General features: G+C 71.7%; 20 protein-coding genes. 5 read left to right on the top strand and 15 right to left on the bottom strand.

What is annotated here, in order from left to right; genetic code table 11:
- Nucleotides 1-158 precede the first annotated feature (158 nt).
- Nucleotides 159-2,678, bottom strand: coding sequence for a glycoside hydrolase family 31 protein (locus P1V51_00995; protein MDF1561583.1), 2,520 nt, complete (start codon nucleotides 2,676-2,678; stop codon nucleotides 159-161).
- Nucleotides 2,679-2,750: 72 nt separating this feature from the next.
- Here P1V51_00995 and P1V51_00990 point away from each other — a divergent pair, with 72 nt between their 5' ends.
- Complete coding sequence (locus P1V51_00990) at nucleotides 2,751-3,776, top strand: aldo/keto reductase (protein ID MDF1561582.1); 1,026 nt, start codon at nucleotides 2,751-2,753, stop codon at nucleotides 3,774-3,776.
- Nucleotides 3,777-3,871: 95 nt separating this feature from the next.
- The gene (locus P1V51_00985; GenBank protein ID MDF1561581.1) at nucleotides 3,872-4,267 is read left to right on the top strand and encodes a DUF302 domain-containing protein; all 396 of its coding nucleotides are present in this window, start codon (nucleotides 3,872-3,874) and stop codon (nucleotides 4,265-4,267) included.
- Here the strand turns inward: P1V51_00985 and P1V51_00980 are convergent.
- Nucleotides 4,264-4,881 carry a hypothetical protein gene (locus tag P1V51_00980; GenBank protein ID MDF1561580.1) on the bottom strand — a complete coding sequence of 206 codons (618 nt, stop codon included), beginning with the start codon at nucleotides 4,879-4,881 and terminating at the stop codon, nucleotides 4,264-4,266. The two genes, P1V51_00985 and P1V51_00980, sit on opposite strands and share 4 nt — an antisense overlap.
- The gene (locus P1V51_00975) at nucleotides 4,878-7,010 is read right to left on the bottom strand and encodes a PAS domain S-box protein (protein MDF1561579.1); all 2,133 of its coding nucleotides are present in this window, start codon (nucleotides 7,008-7,010) and stop codon (nucleotides 4,878-4,880) included. The genes P1V51_00980 and P1V51_00975 overlap by 4 nt, the downstream gene beginning before the upstream one ends.
- A gap of 131 nt (nucleotides 7,011-7,141) precedes the next feature.
- Here P1V51_00975 and P1V51_00970 point away from each other — a divergent pair, with 131 nt between their 5' ends.
- On the top strand, nucleotides 7,142-7,537 hold the full coding sequence (locus tag P1V51_00970; protein MDF1561578.1) for an OsmC family protein: 396 nt from the start codon (nucleotides 7,142-7,144) through the stop codon (nucleotides 7,535-7,537).
- 4 nt (nucleotides 7,538-7,541) lie between these two features.
- Here P1V51_00970 and P1V51_00965 read toward each other — a convergent pair whose 3' ends face one another.
- The 8 genes from P1V51_00965 to P1V51_00930 all read right to left on the bottom strand — a co-directional run bounded on the left by P1V51_00965 (nucleotide 7,542) and on the right by P1V51_00930 (nucleotide 17,117).
- Entirely contained in the window at nucleotides 7,542-7,982 is a 441-nt protein-coding gene (locus P1V51_00965) for a hypothetical protein (protein MDF1561577.1), read from the bottom strand.
- A complete protein-coding gene (locus tag P1V51_00960) occupies nucleotides 7,967-8,485 on the bottom strand; it encodes an HAD hydrolase family protein (GenBank protein MDF1561576.1) in 519 nt (172 codons plus the stop codon). The genes P1V51_00965 and P1V51_00960 overlap by 16 nt, the downstream gene beginning before the upstream one ends.
- Nucleotides 8,482-9,312: a 3-deoxy-8-phosphooctulonate synthase gene (kdsA, locus tag P1V51_00955; protein MDF1561575.1), complete on the bottom strand. Its 831-nt coding sequence runs from the start codon at nucleotides 9,310-9,312 to the stop codon at nucleotides 8,482-8,484. Before kdsA ends, P1V51_00960 begins: the two co-directional genes overlap by 4 nt.
- Complete coding sequence (locus P1V51_00950; protein MDF1561574.1) at nucleotides 9,309-10,958, bottom strand: CTP synthase; 1,650 nt, start codon at nucleotides 10,956-10,958, stop codon at nucleotides 9,309-9,311. Before P1V51_00950 ends, kdsA begins: the two co-directional genes overlap by 4 nt.
- Before the next feature lie 9 nt (nucleotides 10,959-10,967).
- Entirely contained in the window at nucleotides 10,968-11,720 is a 753-nt protein-coding gene (gene kdsB, locus P1V51_00945) for a 3-deoxy-manno-octulosonate cytidylyltransferase (GenBank protein MDF1561573.1), read from the bottom strand.
- A 75-nt stretch (nucleotides 11,721-11,795) separates the two neighbouring features.
- Nucleotides 11,796-15,245 carry a protein kinase gene (locus P1V51_00940; GenBank protein MDF1561572.1) on the bottom strand — a complete coding sequence of 1,150 codons (3,450 nt, stop codon included), beginning with the start codon at nucleotides 15,243-15,245 and terminating at the stop codon, nucleotides 11,796-11,798.
- Nucleotides 15,246-15,270: 25 nt separating this feature from the next.
- Nucleotides 15,271-16,263: a cytochrome c peroxidase gene (locus P1V51_00935; protein MDF1561571.1), complete on the bottom strand. Its 993-nt coding sequence runs from the start codon at nucleotides 16,261-16,263 to the stop codon at nucleotides 15,271-15,273.
- Between the two features lie 11 nt (nucleotides 16,264-16,274).
- A complete protein-coding gene (locus tag P1V51_00930) occupies nucleotides 16,275-17,117 on the bottom strand; it encodes a hypothetical protein (protein ID MDF1561570.1) in 843 nt (280 codons plus the stop codon).
- A gap of 239 nt (nucleotides 17,118-17,356) precedes the next feature.
- On the opposite strand from P1V51_00930, the gene dksA reads away from it, so the two are divergent.
- Nucleotides 17,357-17,722, top strand: a complete 366-nt coding sequence (gene dksA, locus P1V51_00925) for an RNA polymerase-binding protein DksA (protein MDF1561569.1) — start codon at nucleotides 17,357-17,359, stop codon at nucleotides 17,720-17,722.
- Here dksA and P1V51_00920 read toward each other — a convergent pair.
- Both P1V51_00920 and P1V51_00915 read right to left on the bottom strand, forming a co-directional pair.
- Nucleotides 17,706-19,772, bottom strand: coding sequence for a TonB-dependent receptor (locus tag P1V51_00920; protein ID MDF1561568.1), 2,067 nt, complete (start codon nucleotides 19,770-19,772; stop codon nucleotides 17,706-17,708). The genes dksA and P1V51_00920 overlap by 17 nt on opposite strands.
- A gap of 41 nt (nucleotides 19,773-19,813) precedes the next feature.
- The gene (locus P1V51_00915) at nucleotides 19,814-20,983 is read right to left on the bottom strand and encodes a peptidoglycan DD-metalloendopeptidase family protein (GenBank protein ID MDF1561567.1); all 1,170 of its coding nucleotides are present in this window, start codon (nucleotides 20,981-20,983) and stop codon (nucleotides 19,814-19,816) included.
- A gap of 191 nt (nucleotides 20,984-21,174) precedes the next feature.
- Here P1V51_00915 and P1V51_00910 point away from each other — a divergent pair, with 191 nt between their 5' ends.
- Nucleotides 21,175-22,431 carry a hypothetical protein gene (locus P1V51_00910; protein MDF1561566.1) on the top strand — a complete coding sequence of 419 codons (1,257 nt, stop codon included), beginning with the start codon at nucleotides 21,175-21,177 and terminating at the stop codon, nucleotides 22,429-22,431.
- Nucleotides 22,432-23,302: 871 nt separating this feature from the next.
- Here P1V51_00910 and P1V51_00905 read toward each other — a convergent pair.
- Both P1V51_00905 and P1V51_00900 read right to left on the bottom strand, forming a co-directional pair.
- The gene (locus tag P1V51_00905; GenBank protein ID MDF1561565.1) at nucleotides 23,303-23,431 is read right to left on the bottom strand and encodes a hypothetical protein; all 129 of its coding nucleotides are present in this window, start codon (nucleotides 23,429-23,431) and stop codon (nucleotides 23,303-23,305) included.
- A 34-nt stretch (nucleotides 23,432-23,465) separates the two neighbouring features.
- Nucleotides 23,466-23,795, bottom strand: a complete 330-nt coding sequence (locus P1V51_00900) for a hypothetical protein (protein MDF1561564.1) — start codon at nucleotides 23,793-23,795, stop codon at nucleotides 23,466-23,468.
- Between the last annotated feature and the right edge of the window lie 16 nt (nucleotides 23,796-23,811).

The raw sequence follows: 23,811 nt of genomic DNA, 5'->3' as shown, positions 1-23,811 counted from the left end.
ACCAGAAATCACGATTCCCGATCACGTTTGGCTTGCAGGCCGCACCCGCCTGCGGCGTCAGGCCTCGGTCACCTAGCTAAGGCTAGGCTCCCTCACCCTTCCTTGCATCCGGGCACGTCCGCGGCGCCATCCGCTGTTCGGGAATCATGATCTCTGGTTTAGCGCAGCTGGAGGTCGAGGCGGGCGAGGCCGCTGCCGCTGACGGTGAGCAGGCCATTGCCGCTCGCGGCCCGGATGTCGATGGTCCCGGCGAGGGAGGTCGGGCCGAGGCGGGCGAGGTCGCCCTCGATGCAGTCGAGCTCGGCCGGGCTGCCGCAGGCCGGCAGGTCGCCGGCGCCGTTGAGCACCCGGGTGAAGGGGCCCGAGGTGATCGCCTCACCCTGCCAGTCGAAGCTCACCTCGGGCAGGCCATAGCCGCCGAGGGTCTGCTGGCCGCTGCCTCCGCCGACCACCATCAGCAGGAGGTGGTCCAGGCTCGCCGGCGCCAGGGTGACGTCGGCGGTGGGCTGCGCGTGCTCGCCGCGCGGGACGATCAGGCTCTCGTAGTCCTCGGGGAGCAGCGGGATCACCGCGCCGGTCCGCACCCAGACCGAGGCGTCCTCGATGGCGGTGGTGGCCTGCACGGTGCCGCGCTCGGCGGCGCCCAGGGGAGAGGCGAAGTCGCTCCAGCGCCGCCAGCGGCCCGGCGGGAGGGAGACGCTGCGCTCGGTGGCGCCCTCGGTGACGATCGGGGCGAGGAGGAGGTCGCCACCGCAGAGGACCTGATCCTCGATGTCGAGGAGGGTCTCCTCGCCCTCGTTCCCCCACCAGACCGGCCGCACGGCGGGCACGCCGCCCGCGACGGCCTCGCCGACCACGCCGGCGAAGTAGGGCATCAGCCGCTGGTGCCAGCGGGCGTACCTCCCGTAGAGGGCGAGGGTGGTGTCGTCGGTCCACCACTGGACGGCCGCGGCCGGGGAGGAGGTGTGGTGGGTGCGCAGGAAGGGGGTGAAGGCCTCGAAGGCCAGCCACCGCGCCCAGACCTCGAAGGTGCGCTCCTTGCCCGGCACGCTGGTGTAGCCGCCGACGTCCGAGTGGGTCAGGGCGATGCCCGAGAGGCCGGCCGAGAGGTAGAGGGGCAGGACCGAGCCGAAGCCGTCGTTGCGATCGAAGGAGGTGAGCTGGTCGCCCAGCCAGTGGATGTGGGTGTCGGCGGCGACGCCGGTGTGGCCGGAGCGGGTGAAGATCGCCCAGTCGTCGTCCGGGCGCTCGGCCCGCCAGTAGTCGGTGCTCTCCCGGGCCCACATCGAGGGGTAGGCGTTGTGGGCCTCCGAGCCGGGCCGGCCGTCGCCGGCGACGGCCTCGAAGGGGAACTCCTCGCCGTAGTCGGCCATCCAGCCGTCCACGCCCTTGGCCACCGCGCGCTGGAGGTAGCCGTGGAAGATCTCCCGGGCGCCGGCGCGGGTCATGTCGTAGTAGGCGGGGGGCTCGCCGAAGGGGAAGGCCAGCTCGATGACGCCGCCCTGCGCGTCCCGGGCCAGGGCGCCCGCCTCGAAGAGCGGGGTCCGGGTGCTCGCGTCCCGCGGGACGTAGGGGTTCAGGTAGACCAGCAGGCGCATCCCCGCGGCGTGGACCGCGTCGGCGGTGCCGGCCAGGTCGGGGTAGCGGGCGGGATCCTCCTCCCAGTCGTAGGCGAGGTGCTCACCGCCCAGCGCGTCGAGGGTGCCCACCCAGTCCTCCGCCCAGATCGCCGAGGTGGGGATGTCGCGATCGCGCAGGAGGGCGAGCGCGTCGGCGATGCCGGTGGGGCCGCCGAAGGTGTCGGCCCAGGGGGCGAAGGTCCATCGGGCCACCGGCTCGGGGCGGCCGGTGCGGGCGGTGAAGACCGCGTGGCTCTCGGCCATGGTCTCGCCGGCGGCGATCCACAGGTCGAAGTCGCGGCCCGGGCTGTGGCTCTCGATCCGGAGCCGGTCGGCGTCGTCGCAGAGGTCGAAGAAGTTGCGGTCGGTCCCCTCCAGCCAGATCCCCAGAGGCCGGGAGGAGAGGGCGAAGGGCACCGGCGCGTAGCTGTCGTAGTAGCGGCCGATGACGCCGAAGAGGGTCTGGGGCTCACCGCGATCGTCCTTGCCCACGCCCTGCTCGGTGGTCCAGATCGGCACCCGCCAGCCCCGGTGCTCGGCGCTGACCTGGGCGCCCAGGCCGAAGTAGCGCTCGTCGGGGACGCAGTCGAAGCTCATCGCCAGGCGGTCGCCGCGCGTCTCGGGCACGGTCCAGTGGATCTGGATCGCCCCGTCGTCGTGGATCGTGATCGCGCCGTCGCCGCCCCCCTCGAAGGAGAAGAGCATCCGGGCGCCGTCGACGAGGAGGTCGGTGGGCACGAGGGAGACGAAGGGCTCCACGTCCTCGTCGAAGTCGTGGAAGCCGTAGAACTCCTCGACCTCCAGGAAGCTGGTCTCGGCCAGGGCGAAGGGGGCGAAGGCGGCGCCCCGGCGGTTGCGCTCGTCGAGGGTGGGGTCGGCGCTCGCGGGGGAGCCGAGCAGCAACGTGTCGCCGCGCATCACGCGCAGGCCGCCCTCCTCCGGGAGCTCCACCGAGAGCTCACCCGAGGTGACGGTGCGGGAGCTGACCTTCTCTCGACAGCCCACGAGCGAGAGCAGGAGCAGGGCGGGGAGCGCGGCGCGGAGCAGGGTGATGGGCATGGTCCCTCCTTGACCCGGGGGTGCCGCAGGACCATACACCGAGGCAACCCGATCGTTGAGAAGGGACGAGCGATGGAATACCGGCAGCTGGGACGCAGCGGGGTGAAGGTCTCGAGCCTCTGCCTGGGCGCGATGACCTTCGGCGAGGCGGACGACCAGAGCTTCATGCATCAGGTCAGCGCGAGCGAGGGGGTCTCCTTCGAGATCATGGACCGCGCCCGCGAGGCCGGGATCAACTTCATCGACGTGGCCGACGTCTACGGGCAGGACGGCCTGGCCGAGAAGGTCGTCGGCAAGTGGCTGGCCGACCGCAGCGCCCGGGACGAGACGGTGCTCGCCACCAAGTTCCGCTTCCGGATGGGCGAGGGCCCCAACGGCACCGGCGCCTCCCGCCGCTACATCAAGCGGGCGATCGAGGGTAGCCTCCGCCGCCTGGGCACCGACCACGTCGACCTCTACCAGATCCACATGCAGGACATCGAGACCCCGGAGGAGGAGACCCTCCGGGCGCTCGACGACCTGGTGCGCGAGGGCAAGGTCCTCTACCTGGGCTGCTCGAACTACGCCGCCTACCGCCTGGTGGAGAGCCTGGATCTGGCCGGCACCCACGGCTGGTCGCCCTACGTGACCCTCCAGGCCCAGTACAGCCTGGTCCACCGGGGCCTCGAGCGGGAGCACGTGCCCCTCTGCCGGCACCACGGCCTGGGGATCCTCCCCTGGTCGCCGCTGGCCAGCGGCTTCCTCTCGGGCAAGTACCGCAAGGGCGAGGTGGCGCCGGCGGGCAGCCGGCTGGAGAAGTGGGCCAAGCGCTACGAGAGCTTCGACGACGAGCGCAACTGGAAGATCATCGACGCCCTGCGCGAGGTGGCAGGAGAGACCGAGCACTCGCCGGCCCAGGTGGCGCTGGCCTGGCTCCTCCACCAGGACACGGTCAGCTCGGTGATCGTCGGCGCGCGGACCGTCGAGCAGCTCGAGGACAACCTCGGCGCCGTCGACCTCGAGCTCTCGGACGAGCAGCTCGGGCGTCTCGAGGAGGCCAGCGACTTCGAGCTGGGCTACCCCTACGAGATGCTGAAGCGCGTCCAGGGAAGCTGGTAGGCGAATCCTTCCGGGCCGGGAGCTGCTCTCACCCGCCAAACGACCCTAACGTGGAGGGAGCCCAGCGAGGCTGGCCCCCAACCGAGGAGAAGAACATGGAGAACATGGGAATCCGGCGGATCTTCGACGAGGACTACGAGGCCGTGCTGGCCCGCGTGCCCGGCGCGCTGTCCACCGAGGGCTTCGGCGTGCTCACCGAGATCGACGTGAAGGCGACGCTGAAGAAGAAGCTCGACGTCGACTTCCGCCGCTACAAGATCCTCGGCGCCTGCAACCCCCCCTTCGCCCACAAGGTGCTCTCCGCCGAGCTGGAGATCGGGCTGCTCCTGCCCTGCAACGTGCTGGTCTACGAGACCGACGAGGGCAAGACGGTGGTCTCGGCCATCGACCCGATCGCGATGATGGCCAGCGCCGGCGACGCCTCGCCCGAGATCGCCGCGGTGGCCGAAGAGGTCCGGGCGAAGCTCGTGGCCGCCGTCGACAAGATCTAGGGCGGGCTCGCCTCGGCGAGCTTCGCCTCCAGCTTCTCGATGAGCGCGAGCACCGCGGCGCGGTGCTTCGCGCTCTTGATCCAGGCGGGCAGGACCACGTCGAGGTTGTGGTGGTTCGGCGCGCGCTGCTCGCGCAGGTCGGCGGCCACGTAGGCCTTCAGCCAGGCCAGGTGCTCCCCGTTGAGCGCCCAGAGGTGACCGAGCTCCCGCTCGAGGGAGAGCCAGAGGGGCAGGCCGAAGAAGGGATCGGTGGCCCTCCCGGCGGGCGGGTAGCCGCCCAGGCCGTGGGCTCGCAAGGTGGCGCCGCAGGCGCAGACGAGGGTCTCGCGCTCGGGCACCAGCGGGAAGTGGGCCTCCTTCACCGTGACCTTCCGGCAGCGGGGGCAGCGGGCCCGCACGACGCCCTTCTCCTTCACCCGGCCGAGGGCCTCGGCGCTCGCCTCCCGGGAGTCGGCGCTGGCCCGGGCGTGCCCGCAGGCGCCGCAGGTCAGGCGGCTGCCGGTGTCGTCGCCCAGGCGGCTCACGGTGGCCGCCGCGGCGCAGCGGGGGCAGACGACCAGGACCTGATCCATGAAGTCGTAGAGGGTGGTGCCCTCGTCGATGAAGCGGCTCACGCTCCCTCCTTCGCGTCCAGGATCTCCCGCAGCTTCCCGGCGAGCTGCTGCACCCGGTAGGGCTTCTGCAGGAAGCCGGCGCAGCCCTTCGCCAGCAGCTCGGCGGCCGCCCCCTCGCTCGAGTAGCCGCTGGAGAGCAGGACCCTGGGGGGATCGGGGAGCCGCTGGATGCGCTCGAAGGTGGCCGCGCCGTTCACCTCGGGCATGACCATGTCGAGGATGACCAGCGCGAACTTCCCGGGGCTCTGCTCGGGGATCTCGATGGCCTCGAGCCCGCCCCTCGCGCAGGTCACCTCGTAGCCGAGCACCTTCAGGAGAGGAGTGGTGGAGGAGAGGATCAGCTGCTCGTCGTCCACCAGCAGCAGGGCCTCGTCCCCCCGGGGCAGCTCGTCGGCGGAGCGGGGGCCGGGCTCCGGCGCGTGCCCCTCCCGGGCCGGGAGCAGGATCCGGAAGGTGCTCCCCTCGCCCGGCGTGCTCTCCACCTCGATAGAGCCTCCGTGGTTGTTCACGATGCCGTAGGCCGAGGCGAGGCCCAGCCCCGTCCCGAGGCCCGGGCCCTTGGTCGTGAAGAAGGGCTCGAAGATCCGCTCCCGGATCGCCTCGTCCATGCCGGGGCCGGTGTCCCGGAGCATCACCTCCACGTGGGGTCCGGCGCCGAGCCCCAGGTCCCTGGCCTGCTGCGCCTCGAGCCGGAGGTTGCGGGTGGTCAGGGAGACCCGGCCGCCCCCGGGCATGGCCTGCGCCGCGTTCAAGAGCAGGTTCAGGAAGACCTGCTCGAGCTGGGTGCGGTCCACCTCCACCGACCAGATCGCCGCGGCGAGGTCGAGCTCGAGCTCGAGGTTCTTGTGGGTGCGGCCGAAGAGGTCGAGGGTCCGCTCGAGCAGGGCGTTGAGATCGGTGGCGCGGGTCTCGTACTTCCCTCCCCGCGCCAGCCCGAGGAGCTGGCGAGTGAGCCCGGCGGCGCTCTCCACGTGGGCCTCGATGGAAGCGAGGTGCCGCCGCTGGTCCTCGGAGAGCCCCTCGCCTCGCTCGAGGAGGGAGGCGCGCCCCTGGATCCCCATGAGCAGGTTGTTGAAGTCGTGGGCGATGCCGCCGGCGAGGGTGCCCACGGCCTCCATCCGTTGGGCGGCGTGGAAGCGGGCCTCCGCCTGCTTCTTCTCGGAGATGTCGATGATGAAGCCCCGCAGCCCCACCGGCCGGCCCTCGGCCACGATGGGGGCCGAGCGGATCAGCACCGGGAAGGTGGTGCCGTCCTTGTGCCGGGCGAGGTACTCCCGCAGCTCGAGGCCCTCGCCCCCCAGCGCCAGCTGGATCTGGTCCATCGCCCGCGGGTGCTCGCCGGGATCGAGCATGTCCAGGGCGGTGAGGCCCCGCTCGAGGTCCTCGGGCTCGTAGCCGAAGGTGGTGAAGGCCGCCTGGTTCGCGAAGGTCAGCCTCGCCTGGAGGTCGGTCTCGAAGACCGACTCGGGGAGCAGCTCGGCCAGCTCCCGGAAGCGCCGCTCGCTCTCCCCGGTGGCGCGCTCGGCCTCCCGCAGGGCCAGGTTGGCCACCAGCAGGGCGTCGGTCTTCTGGGTCTCGGTGTTCAGCGCCACCTCGAGCCGCCCCCGCAAGATCTCCGAGGAGAAGATCATCCCCAGGGCGAGCATGATGAAGACGAGCCCCGCGTTCAGCCAGGCCAGGCCGTCGAGCGAGGACGCGAGGGCCGAGGGCGGGGGGGTCACCAGGCCGCTGACGTGGGCGAAGCCCGCGGCGGAGATGGCGAGCACGGAGAGGACGACCAGGGCGAGCCCGCCCCGCAAGCCGAAGAGGATCGCCGCGAAGACCGAGAAGACCGTCACCAGTTCGATGCCGATCCCCGCCAGCCCCATCTGGAAGAGGGTCACCGCCCCGATGCCCATGCCCGCGATGAGGACCACCACCCCGCGCGGGGTGTAGGGGATGTGACGCCGGAGGAGGGTGCAGGCCAGGATCGAGAGGAAGAGCCCCGCGTAGAGGAGGGTGAAGAGCAATTCACCCGCCCTCAGGGTCATGTGGACGCCCACCAGGAAGGGCGCCGACCCGAGCACCGTGAAGAGGAGGAGGAGTCCGTGGAGCAGGCGCTCGCGGACCTCGGCGATCTCCGGGCGCACGGGACCCCGGTCTCTCAGGGTCTCCACGAAGCTCACGGGGGGGTGCTCATGTTCCGGGGGCTGGCGCGAGGGTAGCGGCTGCGGCGCCCTGAACCCAAATGTTTCTTCGCCGGCTCCCACCCGCCATGGAGATGAGAGTCAGCTTCCCGGGCGGAAAGCGCGTCGATGCCCACTTCGACGGGTTCACCATCCAGACCGACCAGAGCGTGGCCGGCGGCGGGGAGGCGAGCGCCCCCGAGCCCTTCGCCACCTTCCTGGCCTCCCTCGCCACCTGCGCCGGCATCTACGTCCTCGGCTTCTGTCAGGCCCGGGAGCTCCCCACCGAGGGGATCTCCCTGACCCAGACCACCGAGCGAGATCCCGAGACCAAGCTCCTCTCGCGGGTGAAGATCGACATCCACGTCCCGCCGGGCTTCCCGGAGCAGTACCACACCGCCCTCCAGCGGGTGGCCAACAAGTGCCTGGTGAAGCGGACGATCCTCGAGCCCCCCGAGTTCGAGATCGCGACCGTCGTCGATCCGGCTTGAGGCCTCAGCCCTCGGGGCGGCTCGCCCGCACGAGGGCGACGAGGAGCAGGAGGGCGAAGAGCCCCACCGTGAGGTGGTGGAGGAGGCTGACGCCCAGCAGGAGGGCGACGGTGGACTCCAGGGCCTCGCCGTAGGCCTCCATCGTGGGGGCGCCCTCCTCGGTCGGGCCATGCAGGGCGAAGGGAAGGACGCCGAAGCGCAGCAGCGCCGAGAGCGCGACCCCGCCCAGGGCCAGCCGCACGAGCGGCGGCCGGTAGAGGGGGACCCCCCGGCCCCGGCAGGCCGCGAGCAGGACGAGCGCGAGCGCGTCGAGGCCGAAGCCCACCCAGCCGAAGGTGCCGCCGGGCACCAGGAGGGCGTAGAGGATCCAGGGGCCGATGCAGAGCCCGGCCACCGTCGCCAGCCGGGGGGAGGCCTGGGTGCCGCCGCTCACCAGGGCGGCCACTGCCCGCGGGCCTTCAGGATCACCTCGCAGACCTCTCGCACCGCGCCCCGTCCTCCGCTGGCGGCGCAGACGTGGTGGACCAGCGCGCGGATCTCCGGCGCGGCGTCGGCCGGAGCGCAGGAGAGGCCCACCGACTCGAGGGCGCCCCGATCGTTGAGATCGTCCCCGATGAAGGCGACCTGGGTGAGCTCGAGCCCGAGCTCGCCGGCCATCTCGGCGATGGCCTCGGTCTTCCGGATGCAGCGCTCGACCACCTTGGTGAAGCGCAGCTCCTCGAAGCGCCTCTTCAGCAGGGGCTGCGGCCGCCCCGAGAGCACGGCGAGTTTCAGACCGCACTCCCGCAGCATCACCAGGCCGTGGCCGTCGCGCACGTCCATGGCCTTCAGCGCCTCGCCCTCGGGGCCGTACCAGAGGCGGCCGTCGGTGAAGACCCCGTCCACGTCGAGGACCAGCAGCTCGATCTTCGCCGCGCGCTCACGCACCTCCGGGGAGAGCTCGCTCACGGCTGCACCTCGCGCAGCGCAGCGCGGACGGCCAGCACCTCGTCGAGCATCCGCTCGAGGAGCGCGTAGGTCAGGGAGTTGGGGCCATCGGAGAGGGCCGCGTCGGGATCCTCGTGGACCTCGGCGAAGAGGGCGTCGATGCCGACCGCCGCCGCCCCGCGGGCCAGGACCGGGGCCAGCGTGCGGTCGCCGCCGGTGGCGTGCCCCTGCGCGGCCGGGCGCTGCACCGAGTGGGTGGCGTCGAAGCAGACCGGCACCCCCAGCGCGCGCAGCGTGACCAGCCCGCGCAGATCGACCACCAGGTCGTGGTAGCCGAAGGTGGTCCCCCGCTCGGTGACCATCACGTTCTTCGCGCCGGCGGCCCGGGCCTTGGCGATGGCGTGGGCCATGTCCTCGGGGGCCAGGAACTGCCCCTTCTTGAGGTTCACGGCCCGGCCGGTGGCGGCCGCGGCCTGGATCAGGTCGGTCTGGCGGGAGAGGAAGGCGGGCACCTGCAGCACGTCCGCCACCTCGGCCGCCTGCGCCGCCTGCTCCGGCAGGTGGACGTCGGTGAGGATCGGCAGCCCCAAGGACGCCTTCACCCGGGCGAGGACCTCCAGGCCCTCCTCCATCCCGGGGCCCCGGAAGCTCTCGGAGCTGGTGCGGTTGGCCTTGTCGTAGCTCGCCTTGAAGATCAGCGGCACGCCCCGCGCCCCGGCGATGGCCTTCAGGCGCTCGGCGATGCGCAGGGTGAGCCCGGCCTCCTCGACGACGCAGGGGCCGGCGATGAGCACCAGGGGGGCGCCGCCCCCGCAGGGGTGGGGGCCGAGCTGGATGGCCCCGCTCATCCGTGGACCAGGGTGGGGCCGCTCTCGCCCTGGCGGGCCTCCTGGGTGTCCCGGGCCGCGCCGACGAAGGCCGAGAAGAGGGGGTGGGGCAGGAAGGGCTTGGACTTGAACTCGGGGTGGAACTGGCAGGCCACGAAGTAGGGGTGATCGGGGAGCTCGACCATCTCCACCAGGTCCAGATCCGGGTTGAGCCCCGAGAAGACCATGCCGGCCTCCTCCAGCTGGGTCCGGTAGTCGTTGTTCACCTCGAAGCGGTGCCGGTGCCGCTCGGAGATCAGCTCCTTGCCGCCGTAGATGGCGCGGGCCCGGGAGCCCTGCTTCAGCGCGCAGGGGTAGGCGCCCAGGCGCATGGTGCCGCCCTTGTCGGTGATCTCCTTCTGGGCCTCCATGAGGCTGACCACCGGGTGGGCGCACGCCTCCTCGAACTCGACGCTGTGGGCGCCCTCGAGCGCCACCACGTTGCGGGCGTACTCGATGACCGCCATCTGCAGGCCGAGGCAGATCCCGAAGAAGGGGATCTTGTTCTCCCGCGCCCACTGCACCGCCGTGATCTTGCCCTCGGTGCCGCGCTTGCCGAAGCCGCCCGGCACCAGCACCCCGTCGACGCCCTGGAGGATGGCGGCGGCGCCCTCGACCTCGATCGCCTCGGCCTCGACGTAGCGCAGGTTCACCCGGACGTCGGAGGCGATGCCGCCGTGGGTGAGGGCCTCGTTGAGCGACTTGTAGCTCTCGATCAGCTCGACGTACTTGCCGACCACGCCGATCTCGACCTCCCCCTTGGGGTGCTTGATCTTGTCGACGATGGTCTCCCAGCGCTCGAGGCGCGGGGCCCGGCTCCAGATGTTGAGCAGCTCGGCGATGCGGTCGTCGAGGCCCTCCTTCTTCAGGGCCAGGGGCAGCTCGTAGATGCTCTCCACGTCCTGGGAGGCGAAGACGCTCTCGGGGCTCACGTTGGTGAAGAGGGCGATCTTCCTTCGCAGGTCCTGATCGAGCTCGCCCTCCACCCGGCAGAGCAGGATGTCCGGCTGGATGCCGATCTCCCGGAGCTTCTGCACGCTGTGCTGGGTCGGCTTGGTCTTCAGCTCGCCGGCGGCCTTGATGTAGGGCACCAGGGTGAGGTGGATGTAGAGGACGTTGTCCTCTCCGACCTCGTAGCGGAACTGCCGGATGGCCTCGAGGAAGGGCAGCGACTCGATGTCGCCCACGGTGCCGCCGATCTCGCAGATGAGGATGTCCTCGTCGTCGATGGCCTGGTGGATGGCCAGCTTGATCTCGTCGGTGACGTGGGGGATCACCTGGACGGTCTTGCCGAGGTACTCGCCGGCGCGCTCCTTGCGGATCACGCTCTCGTAGATGCGGCCGCTGGTGGTGTTCGAGCGCTGGGAGAGCCGGGCCTCGGTGAAGCGCTCGTAGTGCCCGAGATCGAGATCGGTCTCGGCGCCGTCGTCGGTGACGTAGACCTCGCCGTGCTGGAAGGGGCTCATCGTGCCCGGGTCCACGTTCAGGTAGGGGTCGAGCTTGGCGTGGGCCACCTTCAGGCCCCGGTTCTCGAGGAGCGCCCCGAGGGAGGCGCCGGCCAGGCCCTTGCCCAGGGACGACACCACGCCGCCGGTCACGAAGACGAACTTCTTCTTTTTACGTCCCATGGTTCTTGCTCACTCCTTGCGTGCGAGGGCGGCACGTGCGCGCTCGAGATCTTCGGGGGTGTCGATGCCCGCGGGCATCCACTCGGTGTCGGCGACGGCGATCCGTCGCCCGTGTTCGAGGGCGCGCAGCTGCTCGAGGCGCTCGGCCTGCTCGAGCGGCGTCGGGGCGAGCCCGGAGAAGTCGATGAGGGCCTCGCGCAGGTAGGCGTAGAGGCCGAGGTGCGCCCGGGCGAGGCTCTCGCCGGGCCGCTCCCGGTCCTGCCCGAGGGGGGCGCGGGAGAAGTAGAGGGCGAGGCCCGCGGCGTCGGTGACCACCTTCACCACGGAGGGGTCCGCGAGCTCTCCCGGCCGCAGGGCGCGGGCGAGGGTGGCGATGGGGGCCTTGCCGCCGCCGGCCTCCGGGGCCAGGGCGGCGCAGGCCGCGTCGATGGCGCCCGGCTCGATGAAGGGCTCGTCGCCCTGGAGGTTGACCACCGCGTCGAAGCGCTCACCCCGCGCCTCGAGCTGGCGGACGGCCTCGGCCACCCGGTCGGTGCCGGAGGCGCAGTCGCTCGAGGTGAGCAGCGCCTCGCCGCCGAAGGCCTCGACCGCCTCGAGGATCCGCGGGCTGTCCGTGGCGACCACCACCCGGGAGGGCCGGGAGGCGGCCGTCGCGCGGGCGTGGACGTGCTGGATCAGCGGACGCCCACCGAGGTCGAGAAGAGGCTTCTCGGGCAGACGGGTCGAATCTAGGCGCGCCGGGATGACTACGATCGTCTGCACGTGGGTGAGCGTTTCGAGTGAGGATCAGCCCGGGCCGGCACTATAGCCCTGACCCCCTGGCTTCACAACGCGGCGTCAGTCCATCTCGGCCAGCGCGGCGGCGAGCAGCCGGCTGCAGAGCCGCAGATCCGACTCGTGCTCGGCCGGGATCCGACCCTCGGCGTCCGGGGTGGTCGCCGCGGCCAGCTTCGCCCGGGCGGCCTCGAGGTGCTCGGAGGTCGCCCGGCCGTCGCCCCTCCCCGCGGCCTCCCGGGCCCGGGCCACGTCGAGGAGGCCCTCGAGGACCTCGAAGGAGTCATCGAAGAAGGTGGTGCCGGTGGCGTCCAGCTCCTGCCGCGAGCGCTCGAAGGCCTCCCGGGCCAGGCGGACCTTGCCCTGGCGGGCCTCCACCGCGGCGAGGTGGGCGCGGACCAGGCCGGTGAGCCAGGCGTCCCCGATCCTCGCCGCGACCTCCAGGGCCCGGTCGGCGTACTGCCGGGCGAGGCCGAGGCGGCCGGCGAGGTGCTCGAGGATGACGTAGTTGGCCAGGCAGATCGCCTCGCTCCCCGGCGCCTCGTGCCGCTCGACGATCGAGAGGATGCGCTGGTAGCAGCGCCGCGCCTCGTCGAGGTTGCCCAGGTCCATGTGGACCGTGCCCACGTTGTTGAGGGAGGAGGCCTCCGCCCGCCGATCCCCGAGGCTCACGAAGATGGCGACCGCGTCCTCGTAGTACTTCAGCGCCAGCTCGGGCTCCTCGTGCTGGATGATCAGCGCCAGGTTCTGGAGGTTGTTGCTGCGGCCGGTGGGGTGATCGGCCCGCTCGAAGAGCTCGACCGAGCGCTCCCAGTGGGGGCGGGCCTTCGCCAGATCCCCCGTCTTGGCCTCGACGATGCCCAGGCGGCCGTGGGCCAGGGCCAGGTGCGCCGGATCCTTCTCGTCCGCCAGGAGCTCGAGGGCCTCGTCCAGGCGGGCGCGGGCCAGCTCGAACTCCCCCTGCTCGCCGGCCAGGAAGCCGGCCAGGGAGAGGGCGTTGCCCTCCGTCTCCCGATCCTTCGCCCGGCGAGCGAGCTCGCGCGCCACGAAGGCCTCCTCCACCGCGTCGCTGAAGCGGCCGGAGAAGCGGATCGCCTGCGCCCGCAGGGCGTGGGCCCGGGCCAGGAGGCCGGGGTCGTCCGCGAGGCGCGCGGCCTCCACCGCCTCCGAGAGCAGCGCCATCCAGCGCGCGGCGGGGACGCCGCGGTGGAGCACCGGATCCATCGAGAGGAGGATGCGGCAGCGGCCGGCCTCGTCCCGCCCGGCGAGGTGCTCCTCGGCTGCCAGGAGGTTGTCGAGCTCCGCGCGCAGCCGGGGCAGCGCCCGCAAGCCCTCGCCGCGGTCCGCCACCGCGGCCAGGGCCGGCGCCAGCGCGCCGTAGTGGCGGGCGTGGCGCTCGCTGGCCTGCTCGGCCTGCTCGGGGGCGAGGTGGCCGCGGGCGTACTCGTGCACGCTCTCGTAGAGCTGGAAGCGGGGCTGGAGCAGCCGGTGGGCGGTGCGAGTGCGCAGGAGGGAGTGCTCCTTGAGGCTCTGCACCACGTCGATGATCAGCGGCGCCTCGGGGAAGGCGGAGAGGTCCAGGACGGCCTCGGCGGCCTCGAGGGTGAAGCCGCCGCGGAAGACGGTGGCCTGCGCGAGCGCGGCGCGCTCCCAGGGCTCGAGGAGCTCCCAGGACCAGGCGATGGTCGCGGCGAGGGTCTGCTGCCGGGCGGGCCCGGCGGCGCTGCCCGGGCGGCGCAGGAGGGCGAAGCGCGAGGAGAGGCGCTCCAGGATCTGCTCGGTGCCGAGGATGCTCATCCGCGCCGCGGCCAGCTCGATGGCCAGGGGCAGCCCCTCGAGGGCCTCGACGATGCGGGCGATGGTCGGCACCTCCTGGGGCTTCGGCCGGTAGTCCGGGCGGCTGCGCGCCGCGCGGTCCACGAAGAGGCGGTAGGCGTCGCCGAGCTCGGGCCGCTCACCACCGGTGGGCAAGGGCTCGAGCTCGAGCACGGCCTCGCCCCGGCCGTGGAGGGGCCGGCGCGAGGTGGCGATGACGTGGAGCCCCTCGGCCTGGTCCAGCCAGCGCGCCAGCAGCCCGGCCGCCGCCGGGGCGACCTGCTCGAGGTTGTCGAGGACCAGGAGCATCCGGCCGCGCCGGGCGATCGCCGCGCCGAGCCCCTCGGCCCACGCCTCGATCGTCTCGGCCCGCAGGGTGATCTCGAGGGTGGTGGCGAGGAGCCGGCAGATGCTCTCGGTGTCCCGGGCCTCGGTGAGGTCGCAGAACCAGACCCCGGCGCCGGGGGCCTGGTAGGCGCCGATCTGCAGCTCGGCGTGGCGCAGGGCCAGCCGGGTCTTGCCGACCCCGCCCGGGCCCACCAGGGTCACCCAGGCGCTGGGACCCCCCAGGGCCGCCTCCAGCCGATCGAGATCCGTGTTGCGGCCGATGAAGTCGGCGGAGACCGAGGGCAGGTTGTGGCGCAGGGCGGTGGTGCTCCCCAGCGGGCGCTCGATCTCTGTGCGATCCGAGACGTCGAGGGCGGTGGGCTCCACCGGTGCGTCGGGGGCCGGGGCCGGGGCGGGGAGCGCCTCCCCGGCCGGCTCCTCCCGGGGGCAGAGGCGCGCGACGAGGCGGCCCGCCTCGGCGGCCGTGCAGGCCCCGATCTTGGCGGCCAGCGCGTCGAGGGCGTCGGCGAAGGCCTCGCAGCTCTGCAGGCGCTGCTCGGGGCGGCGCTGCAGGCAGCGGCGCAGGAGCGCCTCGAGCGCGGGCGGGAGGCCGGGAGAGAAGCCCTCGGCCGGCAGCTGGCAGGAGGTGACCGCGTCGATGATCTCGGTCTCCGAGTCCCGGGCGAAGAGAGCCTGGCCGGTGCAGAGCTCCCAGACCACCACCGCCAGGGAGAAGAGGTCGGAGGTGGGCTCGAGCGCCTCGCCGGCGCTCTGCTCCGGCGACATGTAGGCCAGCTTGCCCAGGCGCAGCGCCTGCTGCGCCCGGCCGGTGGCGTCGAGGAGGCGGGCCACCCCGAAGTCGACGACCTTGGTCAGGCCGCTGTAGCCCACCAGCAGGTTGCTCGGAGAGACGTCCCGGTGGACGAGCCCGAGGGGCTCGCCGCCGGGCCCGACCCGGGTGTGAGCGTAGTGGAGGCCGTGCGCGGCCTCCGAGGCCACCCGCAGCACGAAGGGCAGGGGCAGGCCGCCGGGGTCGTCCTCGCGGCGCTCGAGGAGGGCGCGGGAGAGGAGCCGGCGCAGATCGGCGCCCTCGACCAGCTCCATCGCCAGGAAGTAGGTGCCGTCCTCCTCCCCCGCGTCGTAGAGGCTGACGACGTTCGGGTGGGCCATGTCGGCGGTGAGGCGGATCTCGTCGAGGAAGACGTCGACGATCTCGGAGCGCGTGGTCAGCTCGGGGCGGATCCGCTTCACCGCGACGTGCTTCACCATCCCCCGCAGGCCCGTCTGCCGGGCGAGGAAGACCTCGGCCATGCCGCCGCTGGCCAGCGGGCGGACCACCGTGTAGCGGCCGATGCGTTCGGGGAGGCTCATGCGGGCTGAACGATCTCCTCGGGGATCAGTCCGGGGCCGCGGGGAGCTCCGGTCTGGCGATGTAGTCCGCGGGCAGCTCGCCGGTGAGGGCCTCGAGGAAGGTCAGGAGCGACTCGACCTGGGCCTCGTCGAGGGCCTTCCCGTCCAGCCGCTCTTCCGCCATCCGGCGGACCATGGCCTCGAGGGAGGCGACCTCGCCGGTGTGCCCGTAGGGCGCGGTCTTCGCCACGTTGCGCAGGCTCGGCGTCTCGAGCTTCTCCGGCGCCTCTCCCCCCGGGCTGCGGGGCTGGAGGGAGGTCGCGCCGAGGGCCACCCCGTTGTGGCAGGTGGGGCAGCCCAGCGCGAGGAAGGTCTTGAGGCCCCGCTTCTCCTCGAGGGTGAGCGCCTCGGCGTCGCCGCCGAGGTAGGCGTCGAAGCGGGAGGGCGTCATCAGGCCTCGCAGGAAGGCGCCGAGGGCGAAGGAGACGTTCTGCGGCGTGATGGGCTCCTCCTCACCCGGGAAGACCGCGGCGAAGCGCTCGGCGTAGCCGGGGATCGCGCGAAGCGCCGCCACCGTGGCCTCGGGATCCGCCAGGGGCAGCTCGACGGTGCTCTCCCGGCCGTCCCGGAGCAGCCGGGAGTGCACGGCCGCGTTGTAGACGGACGGAGCGTTGCGCTCTCCCGTCTGGCCCGGGTGCCCCATGGTTGCCCGCACGCCGCCACGGGGATCGACGCCGTGAGCGTCGAGGGCGTGGCAGGTGTTGCAGGCGAGATCGCCCTCCCGGGAGAGGCGGGCGTCGAAGTAGAGCATCCGGCCCAGCGCGATCTTCTCCCGGCTGATCGGGTTGTCCTTGCGGTCGCGGCGCTTCGGCAGCTGGCCGAAGCTGGAGAGCTGATCCGCGGCGAAGGTGATGACCTCCACCGGCTCGGCGGGGCCGGCGTCCACCTCCGGCGGCGGGGCCGGCGGCTCCTTCCGGGAGCAGGAGAGGAGCCCGACCAGGAGGGCGAGCAGGAGCGGCGACCAGCGCTTCGAGATCATGCGAACCCCCTCTAGAGCACCAGGTAGATGCCCACCGCGAAGACCTGGACCCGATCGGTGCTGCGGATCGTCCTCGAGTAGGAGACGTCGAGGCCGAAGGAGGGCAGGGCGACCCCCAGGCCCAGGCTCCAGCGCTGCTGGTCGAGGACCTCATCGGAGGTGTAGCCGGCCCGGATGGGGAAGGACTGCCCCAGGTAGTACTCGCCACCGAAGTGGTAGGCCGCGGGCTTGCCCTCGATCTCCACGCTCTTGCGCCAGTCGAAGGCCAGGTTCAGGCCGGGGACGATGCGCAGGTTGATGCCGCCGCCGAACATCCGGGGCGCGGCGTTGGTCTCGGGCACCGGGTTGATGACGTTGTGCCCGGTGATGCCGATGGAGATGAAGCTGGCCGGCACGATCAGGAAGCCGGTGTCGCCGGTGACCCGGTTGACCTGCCCCTCGGCGGTCTGCAGGCCGTGGTAGTGCATCGTGATGCCGAAGAGCAGGAACTTGGCCAGCGCGTAGGACGAGCCCATGTCGACCCGGCTGCCCGCCCGCACCGAGCTCTCCTCGCCGACCCACTCGTAGGTGTAGGCCAGCCCGCCGGCGACCGGCCCCGACTTGCTGTCGATCAGCGAGATCGAGAAGAGGCTCGCCTTCGTCCCGCTGTCGTGGCGGAAGAAGCTCTCGATCACGTAGCGGGGCGCCAGGCTCATCCCCGCCGGGTTGAGGAAGAGGGTGTCGTTCCCCAGCCCCACGCCGCGGTGCGCCTCGCCCATCCCCAGGGCGCGCGGGCCTGCGACCTGCTGGGCGAGGGCCGGCGCCGCGGTGAGCGAGAGGGCGAGCACGAGGAGGAGTGGGATCGGGCGGAACATGGCGCGCGGCAGCGTACCTACTACCGGTGATCGCGTCACGACCCCGGTCGGCGGCCCCGGACGGATCCGTCTCTGCTAGGGCCCGGAGGTGATCTGTCAAGCGGCTTCTGGGCTTCCTGTCTGGTTGCAGTTGAAACGCTCGATCGCGGGGCGGTAGATTGGATCGCGTAGTCGCACCCGGGTGATAGCCCGGGGGAGCCGGGAGCGGGCCCGGCCCGGACCTTCAGATGGGAGGCGCGATGGACAAGCGGAAGCTGCGAACCTATCGGACGATCTTGAACGAGCGTCTCTCGGTTCTGATGGACGCCTCGATCGACACCGTCGATCACATGGGCACCCACCGGGCGATCCACGCCGACCCCGGCGATCGGGCCGCCACCGAGACCAACCGCAACTTCACCTTGCGGCTGCGGGATCGGGACCGGCGCCTGATCAGCAAGATCGAGGACGCGCTGCGGCGCATCGACGACGGAGAGTTCGGCATCTGCGACGAGTGCGGGGAGCAGATCTCCGAGGCTCGCCTGCGGGCCCGGCCGGTCACCACCCTCTGCATCTCCTGCAAGGAGGAGGCGGAGCAGATGGAGGCCCTCAGTAGCTCCAGGTGAGGCGCAGGGAGGCGCCCAGCCCCGCACCGTCGATGCCGCTGCCGTGCACCCGGTAGCGGGTGTTGCCCACGTTCTTCAGGGCCAGATCGGCGCGCACCTTCTCCGAGAAGGGCACGCCCACCCGCAGGTCGAAGACCACGTACCCCTCGGTGCCCTCGCACTGCGCGGGACCCGCCGGGCAGATCCTCGAGTCGCTGAGGTCCCGCGGCGCCAGGCGGCGCTGGGCGCCCGCCACCCGCACGACGCCCTCCAGCTCGGGCCCGCCCCCCGGCCGGTGATAGCGCAGCACCAGCTGGCCCAGCGGAGGTGAGACCCGGGAGAGGGGGGTGTCCTCGCTCAGATCGTCCCCCCGGGCGAAGGAGGCGCTGACCGTCGCCGAGAGGCCGCCCTCCAGCAGGAGATCGATCCGGGCCTCGCCGCCGAAGATCCTCGCCTCGCCGGTGTTCACCCGCTGGTAGACCGTGAGCAGCTCGCCGCCGTCGTCGTAGGTGCTCGAGCCCTCGTACTCGGCCGGGGCGCGCACGATGGCTCCGCGGAGCTGCTGGAGGAAGCCGGCGAGCTCGGCCCGCAGCACGCCCAGGCCCAGGCGGAGGCTGGCCTGGTAGGCCGTGGAGCGCTCGGGTCCCAGATCGACGTTCGGCACGTCGAAGCCGCCGCCGAAGGGGCCGAGGGCCGAGAGGTCGTCGAGGTTCGGGGCGCGGAAGCCCTGGGTGATCTCGAGATCCACCGAGGCGGGCTCTCCGGGGAAGAGGCGGAGCCCCGCGGCCCCGAGGGCCGAGAGGGGCGTCAGCTCCACCTCGCCGAAGATCGGATCGGAGGCCGTGGCGTGCACGAGCTGCAGGCGGCCGCCGGCGAAGGCCTCGACCAGCGCGTGGAGCCGGACGTCGGTGAGGAGGAAGGTGCCGGCCCCCAGCCAGCGCGCGCCGTCGGTGAAGCGCCCGCGCTCCAGGGTGAGCACGCTGCCGTCGGCGTAGGCGTGCTCGGCGCTGGAGCGCACCACGTCGGTGCCCAGGTCGGTGCCGAAGCGCAGGCGCAGGCGCTCGTGCGGAGAGAGCTCGGCCTCGAGGCGCAGCCCGGGGGAGTCGACCTCGTCCCGCTCGTGCTCCTCGCGCCCCGGCCGGATCCGCAGCCGCTCTTCGTGGGAGCGCTTGAAGTGAGCCCGGGCCTCCAGGCGATCGAAGGGGCCGAGGCTCGCCACCCACGCGACGCTCAGCTGATCGCGCACCTGCTCGTCCCACCAGCGGCAGTCGAAGGGGAGGCCGGCGTCGAGGTCCTGCTGGCTCGGGCAGCGGTCGGTGCGGGGCACGTTGAGCTGCCGGTTCGAGGTGTAGCTCACCTCGGCCCGGCCGGGCCCCACCAGGGCCAGGCCCCGCGCGGCGAAGCTGGCCGCCTGGTAGCCGGTGAAGGGGACGATGCCGTCGGGGGTCTCGAGGTCGTCGAAGTCGGAGTAGGAGGCGGCGAGGTAGACGGCGGCCCCGGGGTAGGCGGCCGAGAGGCGCAGGTGGCCCGACTTCTCCCGGGTGGGCGTGGCCACCTGCACGTTGCCCGCCACCCCGAGGGTGCGCCCCTCGCGGGAGAGGGAGGGAGGCATCAGCCGCAGGGCGATCACGCCGCCGATGGCATCCGAGCCGTAGAGGATCGAGCCCGGCCCTCGCACCACCTCCACCGAGTCGAGGAGGAAGGGGTCGATGGCCGTGAGGTACTGGTTGGGTCCCGAGCGGAAGGTGGCGTCGTTCTGCCGGACGCCGTCGAGGAGGATCAGCACCTGCTGGCCGGTGAGCCCGCGTAGGTAGGCCGAGCCGCCGCCGAGGTTGGTCCGCTGGACGCGCACCCCCGTGGCCTCCTCCACCGCCTCGGCGGTGGTGCCGATGGCCCGGCGGGAGAGGGTGAGCCGATCGATCCGCTCCCGGAGGCCGCCGCCGTCGAGCTCGGCCTCGGGCTCGGGGGCGGTGACGACCACCTCCTCGGCGGGCTTCACCTCGGGCTCCTCGGCGGTGACGCCCGTGGGGAGCGTGACGGCGAGGAGCAGCGCAGCGAGGCGGAAGTCCATGGGGCCCTTCCTAGCAGCTATCAGCTGTCAGCTGTCAGCTCTCAGAAGAGGACGACCATCGTGCCCTTCGCGAACCAGTCGTAGAGGCGAGCGATGTCGGCGTTGTGCATCACCACGCAGCCCCAGGAGAGGTGCGCGCCGCCCTCGCCCTCCCACTCGCCCTTCCAGCCGTGGAAGCCGATGCCGCTGCCCAGCTCGGTCTTCTGATCGGTGAGGCGGCGGGCCTGCCAGTCCTCCCGGATCTTCCGGGCGCGGGCCTCGTCGATCAGGCCCTGCTCGAGGCCCCAGGCGGCGTCGTGCGCGCCGGGGTAGTTCACCTTGATCCAGTGGCCGCCGTAGTAGGCCCCGTAGGCGCCGCCGAAGTCCTGCCGGGCCTTCGACACCACGTGGTAGACGCCGCGCGGCGTGCGGTTGTCGCCCCGCCTCCGCTTGCGCCCGGCGGCCTGGCCGAAGCCGACCTCGAGGGCCTCGCCCTCGGTCGCGACGAGCTTCCCGCCCCGCCGCTCGTAGAGGCGCATCCGGTAGCGGGCGGTGTCGACGAGCACCAGCCGGGGCTCGGCCGCCGGCACCGGCAGCGCGCGGCGCGCCTCGATGAACTCGCGGGGAGGCAGGTAGCGCCCGCGGATCCAGGCGAGGTCCCGGCCCTCGCTGGAGGGCCAGTAGGTCGTCGGCAGGGTGGCGTCGGTGCGCAGCTCGAGGTGGAGGTGGGCCCACATCGTGCCGGCCGGATCCTTGCCGATGGCCCCGATCGGCTGACGCCGGGAGACCTCGGCGCCCTCCGCCACGTCGATCCGCGAGAGGTGGGCGTAGAGGGAGCGCACGCGCTTCGGCGCGTGGCCCTCGAAGTAGAGGTGATCGATCACGACGACCTTGCCCCAGGGGTCGGGGAAGTCCCGGGCCACCACCACCTTTCCGCGGCCGATCGCGAGGACCGGCTGGCCCAGGTCGGTGTCGCCGCCGCCCCGGCCGTTCCAGTCCTCGCCCGGGTGGATCCCCAGGGCGTAGCGCTCCCCGAAGTGGGTCGCCACCCGCCAGCCCCGGTGCTCCTTGCCCGAGGCGTCCCGGTAGCTCCCGCCCCCCTCGCCGTCGCCCACCGGGAGGTCGAAGCCGTCGGCGGCCCGGGCCCCCTCCTCCACATAGGTGGCGAAGGTCGCGGCGGCGGCGGGGTGCGCGGCCGCCAGCGAGAGGGCGAGGAGGAGCGTCCCTTTCATCCTCCCCCCGAACCCGGCCCGCCGCGCCCGCATTCCATGGTTCACCGCGCCGAGAACCGGCCGCCCGGTCCAATCGCCGGACCGGATCGTCACCGGGAGCCTCGCCGAACCCCCCGAAATGACGAGGGTAACGATGGCGGCACGCCGAATGAAACTCGCGCCGCCTCTGCCCGAGTTGCAACGGCCAGCGGATGATCGAGACCGCCGCGCACCTCGTCGACCGGGTCCTCCCGCCGGCCCCCTACCGCCAGTGGGTCCTCTCCGCCTCGCCAAAAGGGCGGCTATTCTTCCTACTCCTCCCGACGGGGGCGTACTCGGTGGAGTTCCTGCGGGGGCTGCAGCGGGGCCTGTGCCTGGATCCGGTGATGTGCGCCTACGACATGGCGAAGGCGACCGGGGACTTCATCGGAGGGCTCGCGGACTGGTCGAGGCTCAAGAAGAAGGGCCTCGAGCAGGGGCTCTCGGACGAGGAACTCGCGCGATTCGAGGCCGGCCAGGCGCAGGTGGATGCTGTCTCGGGGTGGTTCAAGCGGCAGGAGGGGGAGACGGGCTTCGAGATGATGAGCCGGGTCCTGAACCCGGTCGAGGCAGTGCTGCGAGCCGGTCAGGGGCTATCGGAGGCGATAGACGAGGCGGAGCTGATGCGCCGAAGAGGCCTCACCCCCGGGTACGAAGAGGGGAAGAGGGTCGGCACGGCCACGAGGCACCTGGTGATGGCGGTCGGGGACACGGCGCTGATGGTGGCCGGAGGCCTCGGAGTCGCCCGAAGTGCGCTATCGACAGCGTGGCGGGCCGGAAAGGCAGGCTACGCGGCGGTACGGGCGCCGGTGGCAACGGGCCAGAGGGCCTGGGCTGCAGCGAGACAGGCGATGGCGGCTGGGGGTGCCGGGGCCTTCAGCCGGTCTTTGAACTTCGCGGATGAGTTCAACGCGGCGGCGGGGTCGGCGGTCAGAGGCTTCGAGGCGGCGCAGAGCGGGCGGATGGCGGCTGGGGTGCGGGGACTGGGCCGAATTGCCGGCAGGAAGCCAAATACGGCACCTTCGCTGGCTCAGGCGGGGGTGCGGCGGGTTGCCGCAAGGGGAGTGACTGGCCGTGTCGCCAGTCGCATCAATCTTGCGAATGGACCGACTCGGTTCACGCCGCTGCGAGCGAGCGGCAACCCTGTGTCGGCTGGTTGGCAGCACGTCGTCGAAGGGCACTTCAATCGCGCGGTCGCCAACAACAGGTCGGTGTTCTCTGTCGCACCGAGTGAGTTGCGCTCTATCTTGCAGAGTCCGCAGGTGGTTCGCTCACCCGTGAGTGCGCTCGGAGACGGCCAGTTCTTGAGAACTGTGGACGTGGGTCGAACGATTGGCACCTCATCGCTGAATAACGGAGGCGGGGCAACGAGCGTGTTGAAGGTGTTCACGGACGAGGCGGGAAACCTCATCACCGCGTTCCCGCATTGATTGGAGCCAGGATGCGAGTCGAAGGTTTGGTGTCCGATCTGCTCGGTCAGCTTGAGTCATCCTTTTCGCCAGGCGATCGACCTGGGCTATTGCAGTTGCTTCAGCGTTGGTTGAAGGCGCATCTCGCAGACTGGAGCGCGCAGTTGCGTGAGCGGTGGGGCCTAGACCGACTGGCCGCGATGGATCTGTCCCGCTTTCCGATTGAGGATTCGTCGCTCGACCCTGACGAAGAAGTCCGGCAGCTGACGGCGGTGCGGCCGACGTCCATGGAACTGCTCGCGATGCGTCTGCGAGACATTTTCTGGGCGGGCGTCACGATCGAATCGACGGTCGTTTGTCCACGTTGTAGCGAGACACAATTGCGCGTGCTTGAGGACCCGGATTCTGATTCGCTCGTGCTTTCGTGTGACCTGTGCGCCTGGAGTCAAACTACACAGGGTAAGCCGTGGAAAGGTCCAGCCCCGCTTCAACCCGCTGCTAGATCCCGCGTCCACGAATGGAGGAACGCTGGTAGCTGAGGAGCGGGCAGACGGATCCGTTCGCACGCCAACCCACGACCTGGACAGGATATGCGGGGAACAACCCTTGCCATCCCGCCAACGCCACGCCTTCATCCCAGACGATGGCGAACTACGCCGACGCGACCCGCACCCCACTGTGCTGGTCCACCGTTTTTGCGTGTATCAAAACGAGGCATCCGACCTGGTCGAATGTTCAGTTCATGATGATCTCTGATAACTGAATAGCCTTCGCCCGAAGGCGGGATTCGCGCCGATCGGGAGTCGAATCGACGCGACATCCGGCGCACGGCGCACCGGTCCCGCCCGGGTCGGTCCGGCATCGTCGCGATGCTCTCGGCTCCTGGCCGGAGTCAGGCGGCCTTGCGCTCGTCGATCAGCTCGACGACCGGCAAGTGCTCGCGTCCGCCCTGGTAGGTCACGACGAGCTTGAGCTCGCCTTCGAGCTTGCGGGTCGGCGGCCCCCGAAAAAGGTGCCACACACCTGGTGGGGGGCCGGGTGGCCCCGGAGCTCGCCTAGAGCAGGTAGACGCCCAGCACCCAGGAGACGAGGTTCACCGCCACCGCGAGGCCGAGGGCGAGCAGGCGCGACCGTACGCGCCCGGCGGTGGCGAGGGCGGCGGCTTCGATCAGGGTGACGCCGACCTCCATCGCCCACAGCCGGGTGCCGGGATCACCATCGAGGCGGGGGAAGAGCAGCCAGAGCCCGGGGTGGGTGACGAGGTTGGTCAGCAGGTGGGTGAGCAGCACCCGGCGTACGGGCTGGCGCAGGAGCCAGGCGGCGAGGGCCAGCAAGGAGAGCTCGCTGACCAGCGTGATCGCGAGGGCGCTGAGGTAGGTCACCATGGAGGGCTTCTACCTT

The sequence above is a fragment of the Deltaproteobacteria bacterium genome (genome assembly GCA_029210625.1).
Classification (GTDB): domain Bacteria; phylum Myxococcota; class Myxococcia; order SLRQ01; family SLRQ01; genus JARGFU01.
This window is presented reverse-complemented; position numbering and strand designations above follow the sequence as displayed.

Coding starts and splice junctions, on each gene's coding strand:
- P1V51_00995 (MDF1561583.1), bottom strand. CDS start 2,678: ATGCCCATCACCCTGCTCCGCGCCGCGCTCCCCGCCCTGCTCCTGCTC.
- P1V51_00990 (MDF1561582.1), top strand. CDS start 2,751: ATGGAATACCGGCAGCTGGGACGCAGCGGGGTGAAGGTCTCGAGCCTC.
- P1V51_00985 (MDF1561581.1), top strand. CDS start 3,872: ATGGAGAACATGGGAATCCGGCGGATCTTCGACGAGGACTACGAGGCC.
- P1V51_00970 (MDF1561578.1), top strand. CDS start 7,142: ATGAGAGTCAGCTTCCCGGGCGGAAAGCGCGTCGATGCCCACTTCGAC.
- kdsA (MDF1561575.1), bottom strand. CDS start 9,312: ATGAGCGGGGCCATCCAGCTCGGCCCCCACCCCTGCGGGGGCGGCGCC.
- P1V51_00950 (MDF1561574.1), bottom strand. CDS start 10,958: ATGGGACGTAAAAAGAAGAAGTTCGTCTTCGTGACCGGCGGCGTGGTG.
- P1V51_00940 (MDF1561572.1), bottom strand. CDS start 15,245: ATGAGCCTCCCCGAACGCATCGGCCGCTACACGGTGGTCCGCCCGCTG.
- P1V51_00935 (MDF1561571.1), bottom strand. CDS start 16,263: ATGATCTCGAAGCGCTGGTCGCCGCTCCTGCTCGCCCTCCTGGTCGGG.
- P1V51_00930 (MDF1561570.1), bottom strand. CDS start 17,117: ATGTTCCGCCCGATCCCACTCCTCCTCGTGCTCGCCCTCTCGCTCACC.
- dksA (MDF1561569.1), top strand. CDS start 17,357: ATGGACAAGCGGAAGCTGCGAACCTATCGGACGATCTTGAACGAGCGT.
- P1V51_00920 (MDF1561568.1), bottom strand. CDS start 19,772: ATGGACTTCCGCCTCGCTGCGCTGCTCCTCGCCGTCACGCTCCCCACG.
- P1V51_00915 (MDF1561567.1), bottom strand. CDS start 20,983: ATGAAAGGGACGCTCCTCCTCGCCCTCTCGCTGGCGGCCGCGCACCCC.
- P1V51_00910 (MDF1561566.1), top strand. CDS start 21,175: ATGATCGAGACCGCCGCGCACCTCGTCGACCGGGTCCTCCCGCCGGCC.
- P1V51_00900 (MDF1561564.1), bottom strand. CDS start 23,795: ATGGTGACCTACCTCAGCGCCCTCGCGATCACGCTGGTCAGCGAGCTC.